This is a genomic window from Actinomycetota bacterium (assembly GCA_004297305.1).
Classification (GTDB): Bacteria; Actinomycetota; Actinomycetes; order S36-B12; family FW305-bin1; genus FW305-bin1.
This window is the reverse complement of sequence record SCTR01000005.1, coordinates 55,132-72,511: the sequence shown is the minus strand read 5'-3', so window position 1 is coordinate 72,511 and position 17,380 is coordinate 55,132. Positions and strand designations below refer to the sequence as shown.

The following is a 17,380-nucleotide window of genomic DNA, read 5'->3' as shown; positions in this document are numbered from 1 at the left end:
ATCCGCCCGAAGGACGTGACCAGCATGACCGGTCCAGACGACTCGTTCCACGTGTACGACACGACGTTGCGCGACGGCGCGCAGCGCGAGGGGATCTCGTACTCGGTGAACGACAAGCTCGCCGTCGCGCGGTTGCTCGACGACTACGGGGTCGGCTTCATCGAAGGCGGCTGGCCGGGGGCGATGCCGAAGGACACCGAGTTCTTCGCCCGCGCCGCCAGCGAACTGCAGTTGCAGCACGCGCAGCTGGTGGCGTTCGGGGCGACCCGTCGCGCCGGTGCCACCGCGGCCAGCGATCCGCAGGTCGCGGCGCTGCTCGAGTCCGGCGCGCCGGTGGTGACGATCGTGGCGAAGTCCGACGTCCGCCATGTCACGCAGGCCCTGCGTACCACGCTGGACGAGAACCTCGCGATGGTCACCGACACCGTGGCCCACCTGGTGGCGGCAGGCCGGCGGGTCTTCGTCGACCACGAGCACTTCTTCGACGGCTACCTGCACGATCCGGACTACGGGGTCCGCCTGCTGGTCGCTGCCGCCGACGCCGGTGCCGCCGTCGGGGTGCTGTGCGACACCAACGGCGGCATGTTGCCGTCCCGGGTGCTGGCGATCGCCAGCGACGTCGCGTCACGGACCGGCGTCCGGCTCGGCATCCACTGCCAGGACGACACCGCCTGCGCCGTGGCCAACACCCTGGCGGCGGTCGAGGCCGGGGCGACCCACGTGCAGTGCACTGCCAACGGGTACGGCGAACGCACCGGCAACGCGGACCTGTTCGCCGTGGTCGCGAATCTGGAGACCAAGCTCGGAATGACGGTGCTGCCGGCCGGGAAACTGCGCGAAACGGTCCGGGTGTCGCACGCCATCGCCGAGATCGCCAACCTCACGCCCGACACCCACCAGGCGTACGCCGGTACGTCGTCGTTCGCGCACAAGGCGGGCCTGCACGCCAGCGCGCTCAAGGTCTCCGCCGAGCTGTACAACCACATCGATCCGGCCTTGGTGGGCAACGACATGCGGGTCCTCATCACCGAGATGGCCGGTCGCGCCTCGGTCGAACTCAAGGGCCGCGAACTGGGATTCGACCTGTCCGGCGACCCCGACCTGCTCGGGCGCGTTGTCGACCGCGTCAAGGAACTCGAGGCCAGGGGCTGGACGTTCGAGGCCGCCGACGCGTCGTTCGAGTTGTTGCTGCGGGAGGAATCGGCGGGCCGGCACCGGCTGTTCACCGTCGAGTCCTGGCGCACCATCGTCGAGCAGCGGCCCGACGGCGAGGTCGTCAGCGAGGCGACCGTGAAGGTCCTGGCCGACGGCGACCGGATCGTGGCGACCGGCGAGGGCAACGGGCCGGTCAACGCCCTCGACAACGCGCTGCGGACCGCCGTGGTGCAGCTGTGCCCGGAGGTCGACAAGCTGGAGCTGGTCGACTACAAGGTGCGGATCCTGGCCGGGGTCACCGGGACCGGGGCGGTGACCCGGGTGCTGGTCGGGACCACCGACGGCGACGCGGAATGGACCACGGTCGGGGTGCACGAGAACGTGATCGCGGCGTCGTGGACCGCGCTGGAGGACGCGTTGGCCTACGGGCTGTTGCGTTCCGGCCGCTAGCGACGGACCGGCCGGCCGCTGCCGGGCGGGCGGCCGGCGGTCGGATAGGGTCGCCGACCGTGCGCATCGCCCGGTTCTCGACCGCCGGCGACGTCGGCTTCGGCCTCGTCGACGGACTGGACGAGGCCGGCCGCCCCGGGCCGGACACCGTGATCGCGGCGATCGCCGGCCATCCGTTCGCACCGCCGGAACCCACCGGCGTCGTCCACCGGCTCGCCGACGTCCGGCTGTTGGCCCCGGTGCTGCCGAGCAAGATCGTGGCCGTGGGGCGCAACTACGCCGAGCACGCCGCCGAACTGGGCAACGCCCAGCCGGCCGAGCCGATGCTGTTCCTGAAGCCCAACACGTCGGTGATCGGCCCGGCCGATGTGATCCGGTTGCCGTGGCAGTCCGCCCAGGTCGACCACGAGGCTGAACTCGCCGTGGTCATCGGCCGGCTCTGCCGCGATGTCCCGGTCGAACGCGTCGATCAGGTCGTGCTCGGCTACACCGCGGCCAACGACGTGACCGCCCGGGATCTGCAGCAACGCGACGGACAGTGGGGCCGGGCCAAGGGTTTCGACACGTTCTGCCCACTCGGTCCCTGGGTCAGCACCGACGCGGACCCGGCGGATCTGGCGGTGTCCTGCACCGTGAACGGCGAGGTGCGCCAGCTCGGCCGTACCTCGCAGTTGTCCTACGGCGTGGCCGAACTGGTCGCCTACATCTCGGCTGTGATGACGCTGCTGCCCGGCGACGTCATCCTCACCGGAACGCCTGCGGGAGTGGCTGCCCTGTCGCCGGGCGACGAGGTCAGCGTCGCGATCGAGGACGTCGGCGTCCTGACGAACCTGGTCGGCGACCGTGACTAGCGCCGCCGCGGGGGCACGCAGCGACGTCCGGGTGCGATTCTGCCCGTCGCCGACGGGGAATCCGCACGTCGGCATGATCCGGACCGCCCTGTTCAACTGGGCGTACGCGCGGCATACCGGCGGCACGTTCGTGTTTCGTATCGAGGACACCGACGCGGCGCGCGACAGCGAGCAGTCCTACACCGATCTGCTCGACGCCCTGCGCTGGCTCGGCCTGGACTGGGACGAAGGCCCCGAGATCGGCGGCCCGTACGGGCCGTACCGGCAATCGCAGCGGCTGGAGCGGTACGCCGACGTGGCCGCGCGACTGGCGGCGGCCGGCTACGCCTACGAATGCTGGTGTACCCCAGCGGAACTGGAGTCCCGCCGGCAGGCGGCGCGGGCCCGCGGCGAGGCGCCCGGCTACGACAACCATTGCCGGCAACTGCCTGCGGAGCAGGTGGCGGCGTACCGGGCTGAGGGGCGCCAGGCGGCGCTGCGGTTCCGGATGCCCGGCCACGACCTGGCGTGGGACGACCTGGTGCGCGGCCCGCTGCGATTCGGTGCCGAGCACGTCCCGGACTTCGTGCTGGTGCGGGCCAACGGTGATCCGCTCTACACGCTGGTCAACCCGGTCGACGACGCGCTGATGGGCATCACCCACGTGCTGCGCGGCGAGGATCTGCTCAGTTCGACGCCGCGGCAACTGGCGCTGTACGAGGCCTTCGCGGCCATCGGCGTCGGCAGCGGGGCGACCCCGCAGTTCGGCCATCTGCCGTACGTGATGGGGGAGGGCAATCGCAAGCTCTCCAAACGCGATCCGGAGTCGTCGCTGTCGATGTACCGCGAGGGCGGGTTCCTGCCCGAGGGCCTGCTGAACTACCTCGCGCTGCTGGGCTGGTCCATCGGGGAGGACCGCGAGATGTTCTCGTTGTCGCAGCTGGCAGAAGCGTTCGAGCTGAGCCGGGTCAACCCGAATCCCGCGCGGTTCGACCTGAAGAAGTGCACCGCGATCAACGCTGACTGGATCCGGGCGCTGCCGGTCGACGAGCTCGCCGATCGGCTGACACCCTTCCTGACGGCCGAGGGGCTGCTGCCGGCGACGCCGACCGTCGAGCAACGGGCGTTGCTGTTGGCTGCGGTCCCCCTGGTGCAGCCGCGCATGGAGGTGCTCACCCAGGGCGTGGCGATGCTGGCGTTCCTGTTCGTGCCGGAGGCGTCGTACGCCGTGGACCCGGCCGAGGCCGCCGCACAGCTGTCTGCCGAGGCGCAGCCGGCGTTGCAGGCCACGCTCGCGGCACTGACCGCCGTGACGACGTGGCAGGCCCCGCAGATCGAGGCCGCACTGCGCTCCGCGCTGGTGGATGGGCTGGGGCTCAAGCCCAAGCACGCGTTCGGCCCGGTCCGGGTCGCGGTGACCGGTCGGCGGGTGTCGCCGCCGTTGTTCGAGTCCGTCGAGCTGCTCGGCCGCGAGCGGACCTTGCGGCGGATCGCCGCGGCGTTGGGCGACCGCTGAGCCTGGCTATACTCGCGTCCGCCGTGCCGACCGGGGCGCGGACCCATGGGGTATGGGGTAATTGGCAGCCCGACGGATTCTGGCTCCGTTAGTCTAGGTTCGAGTCCTGGTACCCCAGCTGGTGCAGCGCTCCTGGCGATTTGGGACCGTTGTGCGCCGTCGGATATGGTCTGCCCCGGTCGGCCCTGGCCCAGGCGTCGCGACCGTACGGCCCCGTTGTGTAGCGGCCTAGCACGCCGCCCTCTCAAGGCGGTAGCGCGGGTTCGAATCCCGTCGGGGCTACGTGGAAAGGCCCAGGTCGCAGACCTGGGCCTTTCGTTTCGTCGCCTGCTGAAGCGCTCCTGACCGCGGATGTGGACCACCGCATCCCGAGACCGCTGACCTGCCCTGTGGCCACGCGCCGGCTTTGCCGGCCACCGGCTCCAGTCGCGGCGATACCGTCACGCAAGCAGGGACCATCAGGACAGAAGGAGCCGCGATGATCCGCATCCTCGACGACATGCCCGCCGGCGTCCTCGGCGTGGAGCTCACCGGGCAGGTCACCAAGGCCGACTACACCACCATCCTGGAGCCGGCACTGCGCCACCACGACGGTCGGCTCCGCGTTGTGCTGGATATCCCGGAGGGGTGGGGCGGGATGGAGGCTGGTGCAGTCTGGCAGGACCTCAAGATCGGCGTGGCCGAATGGACATCCTGGGAGCGCCTCGCCGTCATCACCGACGTGGCGTGGATCCGCGACGGCATGCGCCTGTTCTCGTGGGCGATACCTGGCGAGTGCCGTGGCTTCACCCGGGCCGAACATGACGACGCCGTCGCATGGGCGGCGAACGGCTCCAGCGGCGGTTGAGGTCCGCGCACCGACGTCGACAACGCGAACCGCGGAGTGGATGGCACCGACCGTCGGCGCGGCATCGAGTGGTCGAGTGTGCCTGGTTGAAGGCGACGCCGGAGTCACCGCCATCGACGCGGCTGACGTGGTCGCCGTATCGATGGGGTGGGCGGGGACGGGGTTCCCGGCGTCCGGTGATGAGGTTATCCTCACCTAAGTTCGCCGATCATCAGCCCACGACCGAGGAGCAGCATGTCCGCGGTGGTCCCCGACACCCGATCGTCCTTCGCCGCTCGACTCAAAGCCGACACCGCGCAGGAGCACCGGCTCGCCGAGGACACCCCGTACGTCCGCAGGCTTGTCGCCGGGGAACTCGGCCGTGCTGACTACGTCGCGCTCGCGCTGCAGCACTCCGTGATCTACCAGGCCCTGGAGGACGTCGGAGCGACGCTGGCGGCCGATCCGGTGGCCGGTCCGTTCCTCGACGACCGGTTGCTGCGCCAGGCCGCCATCGACCACGACCTTCGGCTGCTCGTCGGACCGGACTGGCGCGACGCCGTGGTCGCGCTGCCGCAGACCGAGGAGTACGTCGAACGCATCCGTGGGTCGGCAAGCTGGCCGGCCGGTTACGTGGCGCATCACTACACCCGGTACCTCGGCGACCTCTCCGGTGGCCAGATCGTCGCGCGGATGCTCGCCACCCACTACGGGCTGCGGCCGGAGGAGCTGACGTTCTACGCCTTCGACGGCATCGACAAGCCCGTGCAGTACAAGCGGCGCTACCACGACCTGCTCGACTCGGCCGACTGGGATGCCGACGAGCGTGACCGGGTGGTGGCGGAGGTGGCCCGCGCCTTCCGGCTGAACGCCGCGGTCTTCGACGCCCTGCTCGTGCGGCACTGACGGCCGTGGCCCGTCTCGTCCCGGGGGTGCTGGCCGGCGCCGCCGCGCTCGTGCTCGCCGGGTGCGGCTTGCTGGCGAGCCCGCCGGAGCCGGACAACGCCGCCGGCGGGGGAGCGCGCAGCGCCGCCACCGGCGGCCCGTGGACCTGCGCGGGTCCGCGTACCGCGACGACGCCGGCGGATGCCGTGTGGCCCATCGGCGCTGCGCCGAGCGCCACCCTGCCGGTGACGGTCACCGACTTCTCAGGCCGGGCGGTCACCGTCACCGACACGCGGCGGATCCTGGCCTTGGACACCTACGGCACGCTCGCGACCACCGTGTACGCGCTCGGCCTGGGAGATCGGCTGGTGGGGCGTGACGTGTCCACCGGAATTCCGGCCCTGGCGCACCTGCCGGTCGTGACGCACAACGGTCACGAACTGAATGCCGAGGCCATTCTCAACCTCAACCCGAGCGTCATTTTGACGGACTACAGCATCGGGCCGCTGGAGGTCCAGCTTCAGCTGCGCGATGCCGGGATTCCGGTCGTGATCCTCGATGGTGGCCGCAGCCGGGCGACGATCGAGCCCCAGATCGAGGCGGTGGCCGCCGCGCTCGGCGTACCCGCGGCCGGCCGGGCGCTGGCCGATCGGGTCACGGCCGACGTCACGGCCGCCGAGGCCGAGGTGGCCCGGCTGGCGCCAGCGGCCGAGGCGGACCGGCCGCGCATCGTCTTCCTCTACCTGCGCGGCCAGGCGGGGGTCTATTACTGGTTCGGCAAGGGTTCGGGCGCCGACGATCTGATCGCCGCGCTGGACGGCGTCGACGTCGCGACTCAGACGGGATTGCTAGGGGAGCGGCCGATCACGGCAGAGGGGCTGGTCAAGGCGGCCCCAGACCTCTACCTGATGATGAGTCACGGCCTGGAGTCGGTCGGCGGTGTCGCGGGACTGGGACGCATTCCGGGGGTCGGCACGACGACGGCCGGGCGCGACGGATGCGTCGTGGACATGGCCGACTCCCAGATTTTGTCCTTCGGGCCGCAGTTCCCCGCGACGCTGACCGCACTCGCCCGCGCCGTGTACGGCGGCCCGCCCGCCGCGACGGCATCGCCGGGCGCCTCGTCGTGACCGCCCCCACCGTTCGGCGGGCGGTCGACGAAGCGGCCGGTCCACCGCGGTCGCCGGGCCTGCCACAGGTTCGGTCCGGCCGCGCGATGGCGTTGGTCGCGTGCTTGGTGGTCGCGCTCGGGATCGCCGTGATCGTGGCAGTGAGTCTCGGGCAGCTCAGCGTCCCACCGGCGCAGGTCGTGGGGTCCTTGCTGCACCATCTCGGCCTGGACTGGGGGCCGCTGCCGGCGCACCCGCAAGGGGAGGCCGCCCTGTGGGAGGTGCGCTTTCCCCGGGTTGTCATGGCGTTGCTGGTGGGCCTGTCGCTCGGGGCGGCCGGCGCGGTCATGCAGGGCGTCTTCGGCAACCCACTGGCCGAACCGGCCGTGATCGGGGTCTCCTCCGGCGCCGCCGTCGGTGCCTGCCTCGTGATCGTGATGGGCTGGACGGTCCTCGGCGCCTACACGACGGCCGTCGCCGCCTTCGTCGCCGGGCTGGTGACCACCTTCGTCATGTACACGCTCGCGCGCTCGGACAACCGGACCGAGGTCGTCACGCTGGTGTTGATGGGAATCGCCGTGAACGCCGTGGCGGCCGCGGCCATCGCCTTCCTGGTGTTCATCGGCGACCAGGCCGCGCGTGAGCAGATCGTCTTCTGGCAGTTGGGGAGTTTCAACGGCGCGCGATGGGAGTCGGTCGCGGTGGTGGCGCCCCTGGTGTGCGTCGGTCTGATCGGGACCGTGCTGATCGCCCGTCAGTTGGATCTGCTCTCCCTCGGCGAACGGGCAGCCCGGCACCTGGGCCTGCACATCGAGCGGCTCCGCATCGTCGCGATCGTCCTGGTCGCCCTGCTGGTGGCGGCCGGTGTCGCCTTCGTCGGGATCATCGCGTTCGTCGGCCTGGTGGTGCCGCACGTGATCCGCATGGTGATCGGCCCGGCGCACCGCGCCCTGATCCCGGCCAGCGCGCTGGCCGGTGCCCTCGTCCTGGTCGTGGCCGATCTGGTGGCCCGGACCGCCGTGGCGTACGCCGATCTGCCCATCGGCATGCTCACCGCGCTGGTCGGCGGACCCTTCTTCTTCTGGCTGCTGCGGCGTACCCGCGACCGGGCGGGGGGCTGGGCGTGAGCCTGACCCTGCCGTGGCAGCGCTCGCTGCGGCTGCCGGAGCCGTGGCAGACCGGACAGGTCGTGCTGCAGGCAACGGATGTCTCGGTCGTCATCGACGGCAGCGCCATCGTCACCGATGTCAGCCTGCCGGTCCGCGCCGGCGAGGTCCTCGCGCTGGTCGGCCCGAACGGCGCCGGGAAATCGACAGTGTTGAGCGTGCTGGCCGGCGACCGCGTCCCGACCTCCGGCGAGGTCCGGTTGGGCGGCGCCCCGCTGTCGGCGTGGACCGGCCGCGAGTTGGCCCTCCGTCGTTCGGTGCTGTTGCAGCAGGTGACGCTCAGCTTTCCGTTCACGGTGCTGCAGGTCGTCCGGATGGGCCGCTCGCCGTGGCTCGGGACCGACGGCGAGGACGGTGACGACGTCGCGGTGGCCGAGGCCATCGAGGACACGGACATGCGCGACTTCCTGTTGCGGCAGTTCAACTCCCTGTCCGGAGGCGAACGAGCGCGGGCGGCGTTGGCGCGGGTTCTGGCGCAGGGGTCCAGTGTGCTCATGCTCGACGAACCGACCGCGGCGATGGACATTCGCCATCAGGAGCAGGTCCTGTCGCTGGCCCGGTACCGCGCCCGCCGTGGCGACGCCGTGGTCGTCGTCCTGCACGACCTCGGCCTCACCGCCGCGTATGCCGACCAGGTGGCGCTCATGGCCGACGGCCGGCTGCGGGCGTGGGGTGCGCCGCGCGAGGTCTTCACCGAGGACCTGCTCAGCGAGGTCTACCAGGTCCGGGTGGAACTGATCACCCACCCGCGGACCGGCGCACTGCTGGTGGTGCCGTGGCGGGGCCCGGCGTGACGAATCGCCCAACTGAGGTTAGCCTCTCCTAATCAACGGGCGGCGAGCGGAGGACGAGGGTGACGGGCAGGCATCGGATTACCCGCAGCGTGCTTGCCGCCGCGGTCCTCGCGGTGCCTGCGGTCGGCACGATCTCGGCCCTGCCGGCCACGGCGGCTCCGGCGCCGGCTCTGCAGTTGTCCGCCAGCCGGCTCACCGCCACCGGTCCCACCACGATCACGGTCACCGGGACCGGCTACCTGGTCCCGCCGCACGCGCCGGGCGCCGAGGTCTTCGGCGGGGTGTATCTCGCCTTCGGCTGGGTGAAGCCGGGCGGGTCCTGGGGTCCCAGCCACCGGTCGTCCAGCAGCGACAACGGGACATTCGGGGTCAGCTACGCGTATCCCGGGGACGGTGGGGGAGCCGACACCCGCGACGACGGCAGCGGTGGCGTACGGCTGATCTCGTTCACCGGCGGCGGACTGTCGGGCGAGGCGACGGCCTTCCACATGGACCCGGGCGGGAACTGGCCGGCGGGGCCGAAGCCGGTGACGCTGGTCGTCCCGGGCGCCAGGTTCAGCTACCTGGACAGCGCCGGCGCCAAGCACACCGTCGACTGCCAGCAGGTCCAATGCGGCGTGTTCACGATCGGCGCCCACGGCAAGGCCAGTGCGACGAACGAGGTGTTCGCCCCGCTCACCTTCGTCGGCAAGGCCGGGGCGTCCGGCCAGGCCTCGGCCAAACCGACGGCGCGCGCCACGCCGCAGGCGTCGGCCACGGCGACACCCAAGCCCACGCCGAAGGCCAGTTCCGCCAGTGCCCCGGCGCAGCAGCCCAGCGACCCCGTGCCGTCCGTGGCGACGAGCGATACCCCCACGGCCGCAGCGACTCCCACCAGTTCGGTCAGCACCGATCCCGCCGCCTCCGCGGGGGCACCCTCGGCAGCCACGCCCACGGCTGAGCAGTCCGCCATTGCCCTGGCGGCCGGGTCGTCGCCCGGCACGGACGCCGCCCCCCGGGGGTGGTGGGTCGTCGCGGCGGCGGTCCTCGTCGCCGCGGTCAGTGGCGCGGTGCTGGTCCTGACCCGCCGCTCGGCCGGATCCGGCTGACCGGGCAGAGCCGGTTGACCGACCGATCCGGCTGACCCCGCCAGGTCGTCTGCAGTTCCCGTCCTACCCGTCGACCCCGAGGAGATCCCCATGCCCCACCGCAGCCGGTTGCGCCGTACCGCCATCGCGGCCGTCTCGACCGCAGCGTCGACCGCCCTCATCGGCACCCTCGGGATCGCGGCGGCCCCGGCGGCCAGCGCCGCGCCGATCGACGTGACCGGCGCGGTCCTGACCTGGAGCGGCAGCCGGCTGTTGCAGTCCGCGGCACCGATACCTGGTCAGTGCCACTACTTCTCGGCCGGCCTGTCGGATCCCGGCGACCTCGCCGACAGCTACGCCGCGACTGCCGGCAACGTCTCGATCCGCAAGGCAGCCGCGGCCGCGACGTACGCGACCCGGTGCGACGGTGCGACCACCGCGGCGGGGGTCGACCAACAGGTCGTGGTCACCGGGGGTACCGGCACGACCGACCCGGCCACCGGTGCGGGCACCATCCAGTGGACCGGGACCTGGTCGGTCAACATGTACGGCGGGTTGGCGCCGTTCAGTATCACCAACCCGAAACTGACCGTGGCGGCCGACGGCAGCAGCACCGTGACCGCGACGCTGGATGGCTACGCGGGCAGCATGGGCTCCTCGGGGCCGGCCACGCCGGTCGCCGCCGTACCCAACGTGGTCGTGGCCCGCTTCGCCGGGCTGACTCCGGTGACCGGATTCGACGCCACACCGCTGTACTCCGGCGTCGAGTACAACGCGACCGGCTCCGCGCCGCAGAACCGTACGGCGGCCGGCTGGGGTTCGTGGCCGGCGTCGTTCGTCGACTTCCAGGCCACGACCGGACTGGCGTCCTTCTTCTACTCCAGCGGCGCGGCATCCGACGGCACCAAGGCGCCGGCGGCGGTCGAGGTCGACTACGACCTGGGCCCGGTCACGGCGACCGCCGGCATCAAGCTCGGCACCAAGCTGCGGACGGTTCCGGCCGCCAAGCGGCTGAAGCTCAAGGCCGTGGTGACCGCTGCGCTTCGCGGTTCGGCGTTCCCTGCTGAGGGCAAGGTCTTCGTCTACGACGGGACGAAGAAGATCAAGAAGGGCGTGCTCGACGACGGCAAGGCCGTGGTCACCCTTCCGGCGCTGGCCCCGGGACGCCACAAGCTGACGGTCGTCTTCCCCGGCGCCGGCGGAGTTCCCGCGGCGACCTCGACCGTCAAGAGCATCCGCGTCGTCCGCTAGACCGCTTGGGGCACCGCCGGTTTGCCTGCCGGCGGTGCCCCTGTCCACTGGGAAACAGGAGATGACATGCACCTGGTCACAGCGCGCCGGTATCCGCGGCTGCTCGCTGCTGGCGGACTGGCCGTCGCCGTAGCGGGGGCCACGGTCGTCGCAGCGCCCGCTGCCCTCGCTGCGCCGACCCCGGTGACCGGCGCGGTGCTGGAATGGACCGGGAACGCGGAGTTGCAATCGGCCCCGCCGCACGGCGGCTGCAACTATTTCTCGGCCGGGACGTCCGACGGCACGCTGGCGTCCTACGCCACTGCCGCAGGCAATGTCAGCGTCGTCAAGGGCGGTGGCACCCCGTCCTTCGCCACGAAATGCGACGGCGCCGCGGCCGGCGCGATGGGCCAGAAGGTCGTGGTCGGCGGAGGCGCTGGCAGCGTCGACCCGGTGACCGGCGTCTCGACGATCCAATGGACCGGCACCTGGTCGGTCAACTTCTACGGCGGCCTGCTGCCGTTCTCCATCACCGATCCGCGACTGGTGGTGCAGCCGGATGGCACCGGTCAGCTGATCGCGACGCTCGGCGGCTATGCCTCCAGCATGGACAAACCGGACGTCAAGACGCCGCTGCCCGCGGTCGCCGGCGTCGTCGTCGCCGACCTGACCGGTGTCGCCGGCGCGAATTCCTACGGATTCACCACCACCCCCCGGTACGCCGGGGTCGGCTACGACGCTCCCGGTGGCGGTACGCCGCAGAACCGCACCGCCGCCGGGTGGGGCTCCTGGCCGCGCTCGTTCGTCGACTTCCAGCTGCAGACCGGGCTGTCGTCGTACTGGTACAGCAGCGGGGGCGGCGCGGACACCAAGAAGGCGCCGTCGGCGCTGTCGGTGCGCTACGGCGTGAGCACGCAGCCGCCGTCGACCGTCGGCCTGTCGTTCAAGAACGTCGGCAAGGGCAAGCAGGCCAAGGTCCGCTACGGCACGACGGTGAAGCTCAAGGTTGTCGTCGCGCTGCCGGGGTCGCTGGCGGCGGCGACCGGCAAGGTCGTGGTCAAGGACGGCCGGAAGGTCATCCGGAAGGCCAAGCTGAAGAAGGGTGCGGCCAGCATCGTGCTGCCGCGGCTGGCGCCCGGAAAGCACAAGATCACCGTGGTGTTCAAGGGAAACGGGACGGTGAGCAAGAGCACGGCGTCGAAGGTGCTCACGGTCGTTCGTTCGCGCTGACGCCCGGGGCGTTCTACCGCACGTGCCGGTAGTCCGCTGCCAGCACGGCGTGGCGTTGTCCGTGACGTGACGCCCACCCTGGGTCACCGTCCGGCCCGCTCGGCCTAGTCCGTGGCCCAGATCACAACGGTCGCCCGGGGCCGGGCCGGTCGGGCCCTTGGCGGCCCGCTCCCCGTCTGCTTAGGTAAGCCTTGCCTCGCTTCTACGAGGTCTACCCCCCTGGAGCGTCTCCCCGTCAGGCGCGTACGCAACGAGAGGACCTGCATGTCCACGTCAACGAAGACGAGGGGCCCGCGTCGCAAGCGCGCCCTCGTCGCGACCACCGCGGTGCTCGCGCTGGTCGCGACAGCTGGAGTCGTCGGGGCGACTTCGGCGAGCGCTGCCGATGTCGACAGCGGCACGGTGAACTGGGGATTCCGGGCCGCGTTCCGGACCTACGTCGGCAACCAGACCGCCGCCCTGCCGCCGATCGGTGCGTTGCCTGCCGGGCAACGGATCACGGTGACGGCGCCGGCCACCTTCGACTCCGCCGGCACGCCGTCGGTCGCCGGCAACAACGAGACACTGCCGTACGTGTTCGCCGCCAACAGCGGTTCCGTCGGCAGCGCAACGGCGGCCACTATCAACGGATCCGGCGCGGTGGCCTACCACTTCCCGTCGCACGCCTTCGATATCACGATCGCCAACCCGACCGTGGTCGTTAACGGCACGACCGGCCAGGTGCTCGCCGACGTCACCGTGGTCATCCCGGAGAACAACGTCGGTCAGCCGCCGGGCACGACGTCGCTCAGCCAGGTCGCGCTGGGCAGTATCGCGACGGCGTCGGTGAGTCTCGGGACGAACTCGGCGACGGTGTCCGGTACCGGTGTCACGTTGACGGCCGCCGGCGCGTCCGCGCTGCAGAACTTCCTCGCCGAGGGTGCGGCGTTGGACGACATCTCGGCGTCGGTGGCCCTCGAGCCCGTCGTGGTTCCCCCGGCGACGCCGAACGGCTCGGTCACCCTGTCCAAGAACACGTTCGACCCCGCTGGCGACACCGTGACGGTGACGGGCACGGGATTCTTCCCGACGGTGAACGGCACTCGGCCGCCGTTGAACGGCGTACCGGGCGGTGTGTATGTCGTGTTCGGCAAGTTCGCCGACGTGTGGCAGCCGACCGCCGGCGCGCCGGGCAGTGCACGATCGGCGTCACCGGCCAGTGCTGGTGGGACCAAGTGGGCGGTCCCGGCCGCCAGCATGGCGACCATCGGCGGTGCCGCCGCCGGCGCTATCGAGCTCAACCCGGACGGCAGCTTCACCGCGACCCTGAACGTCAAGGAGGCGTACACCGCCAGCGTTCCGGCCACCGGCAACTACGGCATCTACACCTACGGCGGTTCGGGTGCCAACAGCACCGGGTACGAGACCTTCACGCCGATCACGTTCGCCACGACGCCGCCGCCCGGGCCGGGTGAGCATGAGCAGACCATCACCGCGACCGTTCCGGTGCAGGAGCCCGCAGGCGAGTTCGTCTGGACGATCGACGCGACCGACCACGCCGTCACGCTGTCGGAGGCAAGCAACCAGGGTGCCTACCTGCAGTCCACCGGCGACCTGAAGCCGGTCAAGGTCACCGACACCCGGGCGGGTTCGCCGGCGTGGTCGGTGTCCGGCCAGGTCGGCGACTTCACCGGCGGGCTGTCCGGCAAGTACCTCGGCTGGACCCCGTCGGTGACCGCGCCGGGCGCGGGCGCCACCGCCGGAGCGGCAGTGACACCGGGGATCGACAGCGGCAACGGCCTCAAGGACTCCTCGGTCCTCGGGTCCGCCGTCGTCGGCCACGAGAAGGGCACCGGCACGCTCGGTGCCGCGCTCGACCTGCGAGTGCCGGTCACCACGGCTGCCGGCACGTACACCGCCACGCTGACGCTCACCGCGCTCAGCTGAGTGACGGGGTCGTGGTCCGGGTTGACGGGACCCGGGCCACGACCCTCCTCCGCCGATTCACCGGACGAAGGACGACGACGTGACACCGGACAGCGACGCCACGCCGCGGCGTGCCAGCCACCGTGCGTAGTCGGATCCGGCGTGCCGCGATCGCCATTGCCGTTGTGGCAGTGGCGTTCCTCGGCTGCGGTGCGGCGGCCGCTGCCGATCCGCCCGCACCGGTTCCCGGGGCCACCGCGCCCGGCACGACGGTCACCTGGGGCACCGAGCCGGCGGACAACCAGGTCGGCACCGGCCGGCCGAACTTCTCGTACGACGCGCAACCCGGCGGCACGTTGCGCGACGGCATCGAGATCATCAATCGCAGCGACCGGGCACTGGACCTGCGCGTCTATGCCAGTGACGCGTTCACCACCGCCAGCGGCGGCCTGGATCTGCTGGCTGCCGACCAGAAGTCGAACGACGTCGGGACCTGGATCACGATGGCGTCACCGTCCGTCACGGTCCCGGCCGGGCAGTCGGTGACCGTGCCGTTCACCTTGACCGTGCCCGCCAACGCCACTCCCGGCGACCACACCGGCGGCATCGTCACCTCCCTGGTGACCAGCAGCGGTGGCGGCCCCGTCGCGGTCGACCGCCGGATCGGTTCGCGGGTGTACATCCGGGTCGCCGGGCAATTGCAGCCCGCGCTGAGCGTCACCGACGTCCAGACCAGCTACGACGGAACCCTGAATCCCGCGGCAGGTGGCACCGTCGCGGTCACCTATACGGCGACCAATACCGGCAACGTGCGACTGGAAGCGCGGCAACGGATCACCAGCGCTGGACCGTTCGGCCTCGCCGCCGCCACGGTGTCGCCGGCCGACCTGCCGGAGTTGCTGCCCGGAGCGTCGCTGACCCGGACGGAATACGTCCCCGGCAGCTGGCCGACCGTTCGCATCACCACGGAGGTCGTGCTCGAGCCATACTCGAGCGCCGGAACCCTTGCGGTACCGGTCGCCGAAGCAGTCGGTAGCAGCGGCCTGTGGGCATTCCCGTTCGGTCAGCTCCTCGTCCTGCTCGGTGTGATTGCCGTGATCGCGGCGTACCTGACCGCTCGTCGTCGCCGTGCCACCCGGGTCGAGCAGGCGATCGCCGGTGCGGTGGCTGCCGCGTTGCAGGACAACGCCGCAGCAGATACTGCCGGTACCGACCGGCCCAATGCCGTGCAGCCCAACGTCGTACAGCCCAACGCGGTACAGCCCAACGCGGTACAGCTGAACGCCGTACAGCCCACAGCGGCGCAGCCGGGCGCCGTCCAACCCGGTCCCGCCGAACCCCAGGACATTCGACCGATTCGCTCGGCTGGCCGTCACCGCCGGTGACGAAACGGCGGGGCGGCTCGGCACGCGGGCGCCGCGTCGAAAGGCAACGACGTCACCCGGGGTCGTCGCCTTTCCGGTCCAACCGGTGACGCCGAGCCGCAGCCGACGGCAGAATGGCTGCCTTGTGACGACACCGGAGCACTCCAGCGACGTCCGCACCCACCGGATCTGGGCCGAGACGTATACCCAGTTGCTCGCCGTGGATGCAGCTGAGCCGTTGGCAGCACAGCAGCTCGAGGAGTTGGCCGTCGCGGCGCACTGCATCGGCGAGGCCGACGCGTCCACTGCGGCCTGGGGCCGCGCCTACACCGACCACCTGGCGTCCGGCGACGTCGAGAGCGCGGCACGGGCCGCCGGCTGGTGCTCGTTCGGGCTGCTCACCCGCGGCGAGTCCGCGCTGGGGGGCGGCTGGCTGGCTCGCGCGCAAGCCCTCTGCGACGAGCACGAGCTGGACGGTCCTGCCCGGTGGTTCGTCGCCGGGCAGTGGGCTGCTGCCGCGATGCTCGGCGGCGACTACGCCGCCGCCATCGTGCAGTTCGAGCAGACGCAACGGCAGGCGGACCGGCTGCGCGATCCCGACGGCATGACGTTGTGCCGGCTTGGGCGGGGCCAGTGCCTGATCCAGCTCGGGCGAGCGCAGGAAGGTCTGCAGTTGCTGGACGAGGTGATGGTTGCCGTCAGCACTGATGCGGTGTCGCCGCTGGTGTCCGGGCTTGCCTACTGCGCCGCGATCGAGTCCTGCCAGCAGGTCTTCGAGGTGCGGCGCGCCCAGCAGTGGACCGCTGCGCTGACGCGCTGGTGCGACGAGCATCCCGACCTGGTCCCGTACCGCGGCACCTGTCTGGTGCATCGCGCGGAGATCCTCACGCTGCACGGCGCGTGGCCCGAAGCGCACCGGGAGGCCGAGCGGGCCCGGCAATGGCTTGGCGACGGGCCCGCTGCCGGCAACGCCGCCTACCGGCTCGCCGAGGTGCACCGGTTACGAGGCCAGTACGCCGAGGCAGAAGCCGGGTACCAGCGCGCCAGCATGCACGGGCGCGACACGCAGCCGGGGCTCGCCCTGTTGCGACTGGCGCAGGGGCATCTGGAGTCGGCGACCGCAGCGCTGCGCCGCGCGCTCGACGAGACGACGGATCTCGTCGGGCGCGCCCACTTGCTCGGGCCATGCGTGGAGGTGGCCCTGGCGGCCGCGCAGGTCCCCGCCGCGCGTGAGGCTGCCGACGAACTGTCCGGCATCGCCGCGCAGCTCGATGTCCCGTTGCTGCAGGCCGAGTCCCGGTCCGCCGAGGGCGCGGTGATGCTGGCCGAGGGAGCGGTGCAGCAGGCGCTGGGCTGCCTGCGGTCGGCGTGGACGAGCTGGCAGGAACTCGAGGCGCCGTACCACGGTGCGCGGGTGCGGGTCCTGATCGGCGAGGCCTGCCGCGCGCTCGGTGACGACGACACCGCCGAGATGGAACTGGACGCCGCCGGCTGGGTCTTCACCGAACTCGGCGCTGCACCTGACCTTGCCCGGGTGCAGCGGCTGTCCATGCGTAGGGCAGCGGCGGCGCCGGGTGGCCTGTCGCGGCGCGAGGCGCAGGTGCTGCGACTGGTCGCGGCCGGCATGAGCAACCGCGCGATCGCCGACGACCTGTTCTTGAGCGAGAAGACCGTCCACCGGCATGTGAGCAACATCTTCGCCAAGCTCGGCGTCGGCTCTCGCTCCGCGGCCACGGCATACGCCTTTCAGCACGACCTCGTCTGAACCACTCGGCACGAGATGTGTGAACGAAATGGGTACTTCTTCGGATGTCCTACCAGGGCCCCGCTCCTAGCGTTCGGAGCGACCTGAA

14 protein-coding genes and 2 tRNA genes are annotated in these 17,380 nt (G+C 71.4%); all 16 read left to right on the top strand.

Annotation, left to right across the window (positions count from 1 at the left end; genetic code table 11):
• Window positions 1–24: 24 nt before the first annotated feature.
• The 16 genes from EPO13_02010 (at window position 25) to EPO13_01935 (ending at window position 17,292) form a co-directional block, all read left to right on the top strand.
• Complete coding sequence (locus tag EPO13_02010) at window positions 25–1,605, top strand: citramalate synthase (protein ID TAK70667.1); 1,581 nt, start codon at window positions 25–27, stop codon at window positions 1,603–1,605.
• 59 nt (window positions 1,606–1,664) lie between these two features.
• Window positions 1,665–2,456 (top strand): FAA hydrolase family protein, encoded by a 792-nt coding sequence (locus EPO13_02005; protein ID TAK70666.1) that lies wholly within the window; start codon window positions 1,665–1,667, stop codon window positions 2,454–2,456.
• The gene (locus EPO13_02000) at window positions 2,449–3,951 is read left to right on the top strand and encodes a glutamate--tRNA ligase (protein ID TAK70665.1); all 1,503 of its coding nucleotides are present in this window, start codon (window positions 2,449–2,451) and stop codon (window positions 3,949–3,951) included. Before EPO13_02005 ends, EPO13_02000 begins: the two co-directional genes overlap by 8 nt.
• 46 nt (window positions 3,952–3,997) lie before the next feature.
• A tRNA-Gln gene (locus EPO13_01995) sits at window positions 3,998–4,069 on the top strand.
• A 91-nt stretch (window positions 4,070–4,160) separates the two neighbouring features.
• Window positions 4,161–4,233 (top strand) — tRNA-Glu (locus EPO13_01990).
• A gap of 196 nt (window positions 4,234–4,429) precedes the next feature.
• Window positions 4,430–4,798 (top strand): STAS/SEC14 domain-containing protein, encoded by a 369-nt coding sequence (locus EPO13_01985; GenBank protein ID TAK70664.1) that lies wholly within the window; start codon window positions 4,430–4,432, stop codon window positions 4,796–4,798.
• Window positions 4,799–5,032: 234 nt separating this feature from the next.
• Complete coding sequence (locus EPO13_01980; GenBank protein ID TAK70663.1) at window positions 5,033–5,683, top strand: biliverdin-producing heme oxygenase; 651 nt, start codon at window positions 5,033–5,035, stop codon at window positions 5,681–5,683.
• A 26-nt stretch (window positions 5,684–5,709) separates the two neighbouring features.
• The gene (locus tag EPO13_01975) at window positions 5,710–6,792 is read left to right on the top strand and encodes a hemin receptor (protein ID TAK70799.1); all 1,083 of its coding nucleotides are present in this window, start codon (window positions 5,710–5,712) and stop codon (window positions 6,790–6,792) included.
• 86 nt (window positions 6,793–6,878) lie between these two features.
• Window positions 6,879–7,898, top strand: coding sequence for an iron ABC transporter permease (locus EPO13_01970; protein ID TAK70798.1), 1,020 nt, complete (start codon window positions 6,879–6,881; stop codon window positions 7,896–7,898).
• A gap of 8 nt (window positions 7,899–7,906) precedes the next feature.
• Complete coding sequence (locus EPO13_01965) at window positions 7,907–8,731, top strand: heme ABC transporter ATP-binding protein (GenBank protein ID TAK70797.1); 825 nt, start codon at window positions 7,907–7,909, stop codon at window positions 8,729–8,731.
• 59 nt (window positions 8,732–8,790) lie between these two features.
• Window positions 8,791–9,819, top strand: a complete 1,029-nt coding sequence (locus EPO13_01960) for a hypothetical protein (GenBank protein ID TAK70662.1) — start codon at window positions 8,791–8,793, stop codon at window positions 9,817–9,819.
• A gap of 90 nt (window positions 9,820–9,909) precedes the next feature.
• On the top strand, window positions 9,910–11,049 hold the full coding sequence (locus tag EPO13_01955) for an Ig-like domain repeat protein (GenBank protein TAK70661.1): 1,140 nt from the start codon (window positions 9,910–9,912) through the stop codon (window positions 11,047–11,049).
• Between the two features lie 66 nt (window positions 11,050–11,115).
• Window positions 11,116–12,258: an Ig-like domain repeat protein gene (locus EPO13_01950; GenBank protein TAK70660.1), complete on the top strand. Its 1,143-nt coding sequence runs from the start codon at window positions 11,116–11,118 to the stop codon at window positions 12,256–12,258.
• 264 nt (window positions 12,259–12,522) lie between these two features.
• Window positions 12,523–14,184, top strand: coding sequence for a hypothetical protein (locus EPO13_01945; protein TAK70659.1), 1,662 nt, complete (start codon window positions 12,523–12,525; stop codon window positions 14,182–14,184).
• A 110-nt stretch (window positions 14,185–14,294) separates the two neighbouring features.
• Window positions 14,295–15,548, top strand: coding sequence for a DUF916 domain-containing protein (locus EPO13_01940; GenBank protein ID TAK70658.1), 1,254 nt, complete (start codon window positions 14,295–14,297; stop codon window positions 15,546–15,548).
• 124 nt (window positions 15,549–15,672) lie between these two features.
• Window positions 15,673–17,292 carry a helix-turn-helix transcriptional regulator gene (locus EPO13_01935; protein ID TAK70657.1) on the top strand — a complete coding sequence of 540 codons (1,620 nt, stop codon included), beginning with the start codon at window positions 15,673–15,675 and terminating at the stop codon, window positions 17,290–17,292.
• Window positions 17,293–17,380: the final 88 nt, after the last annotated feature.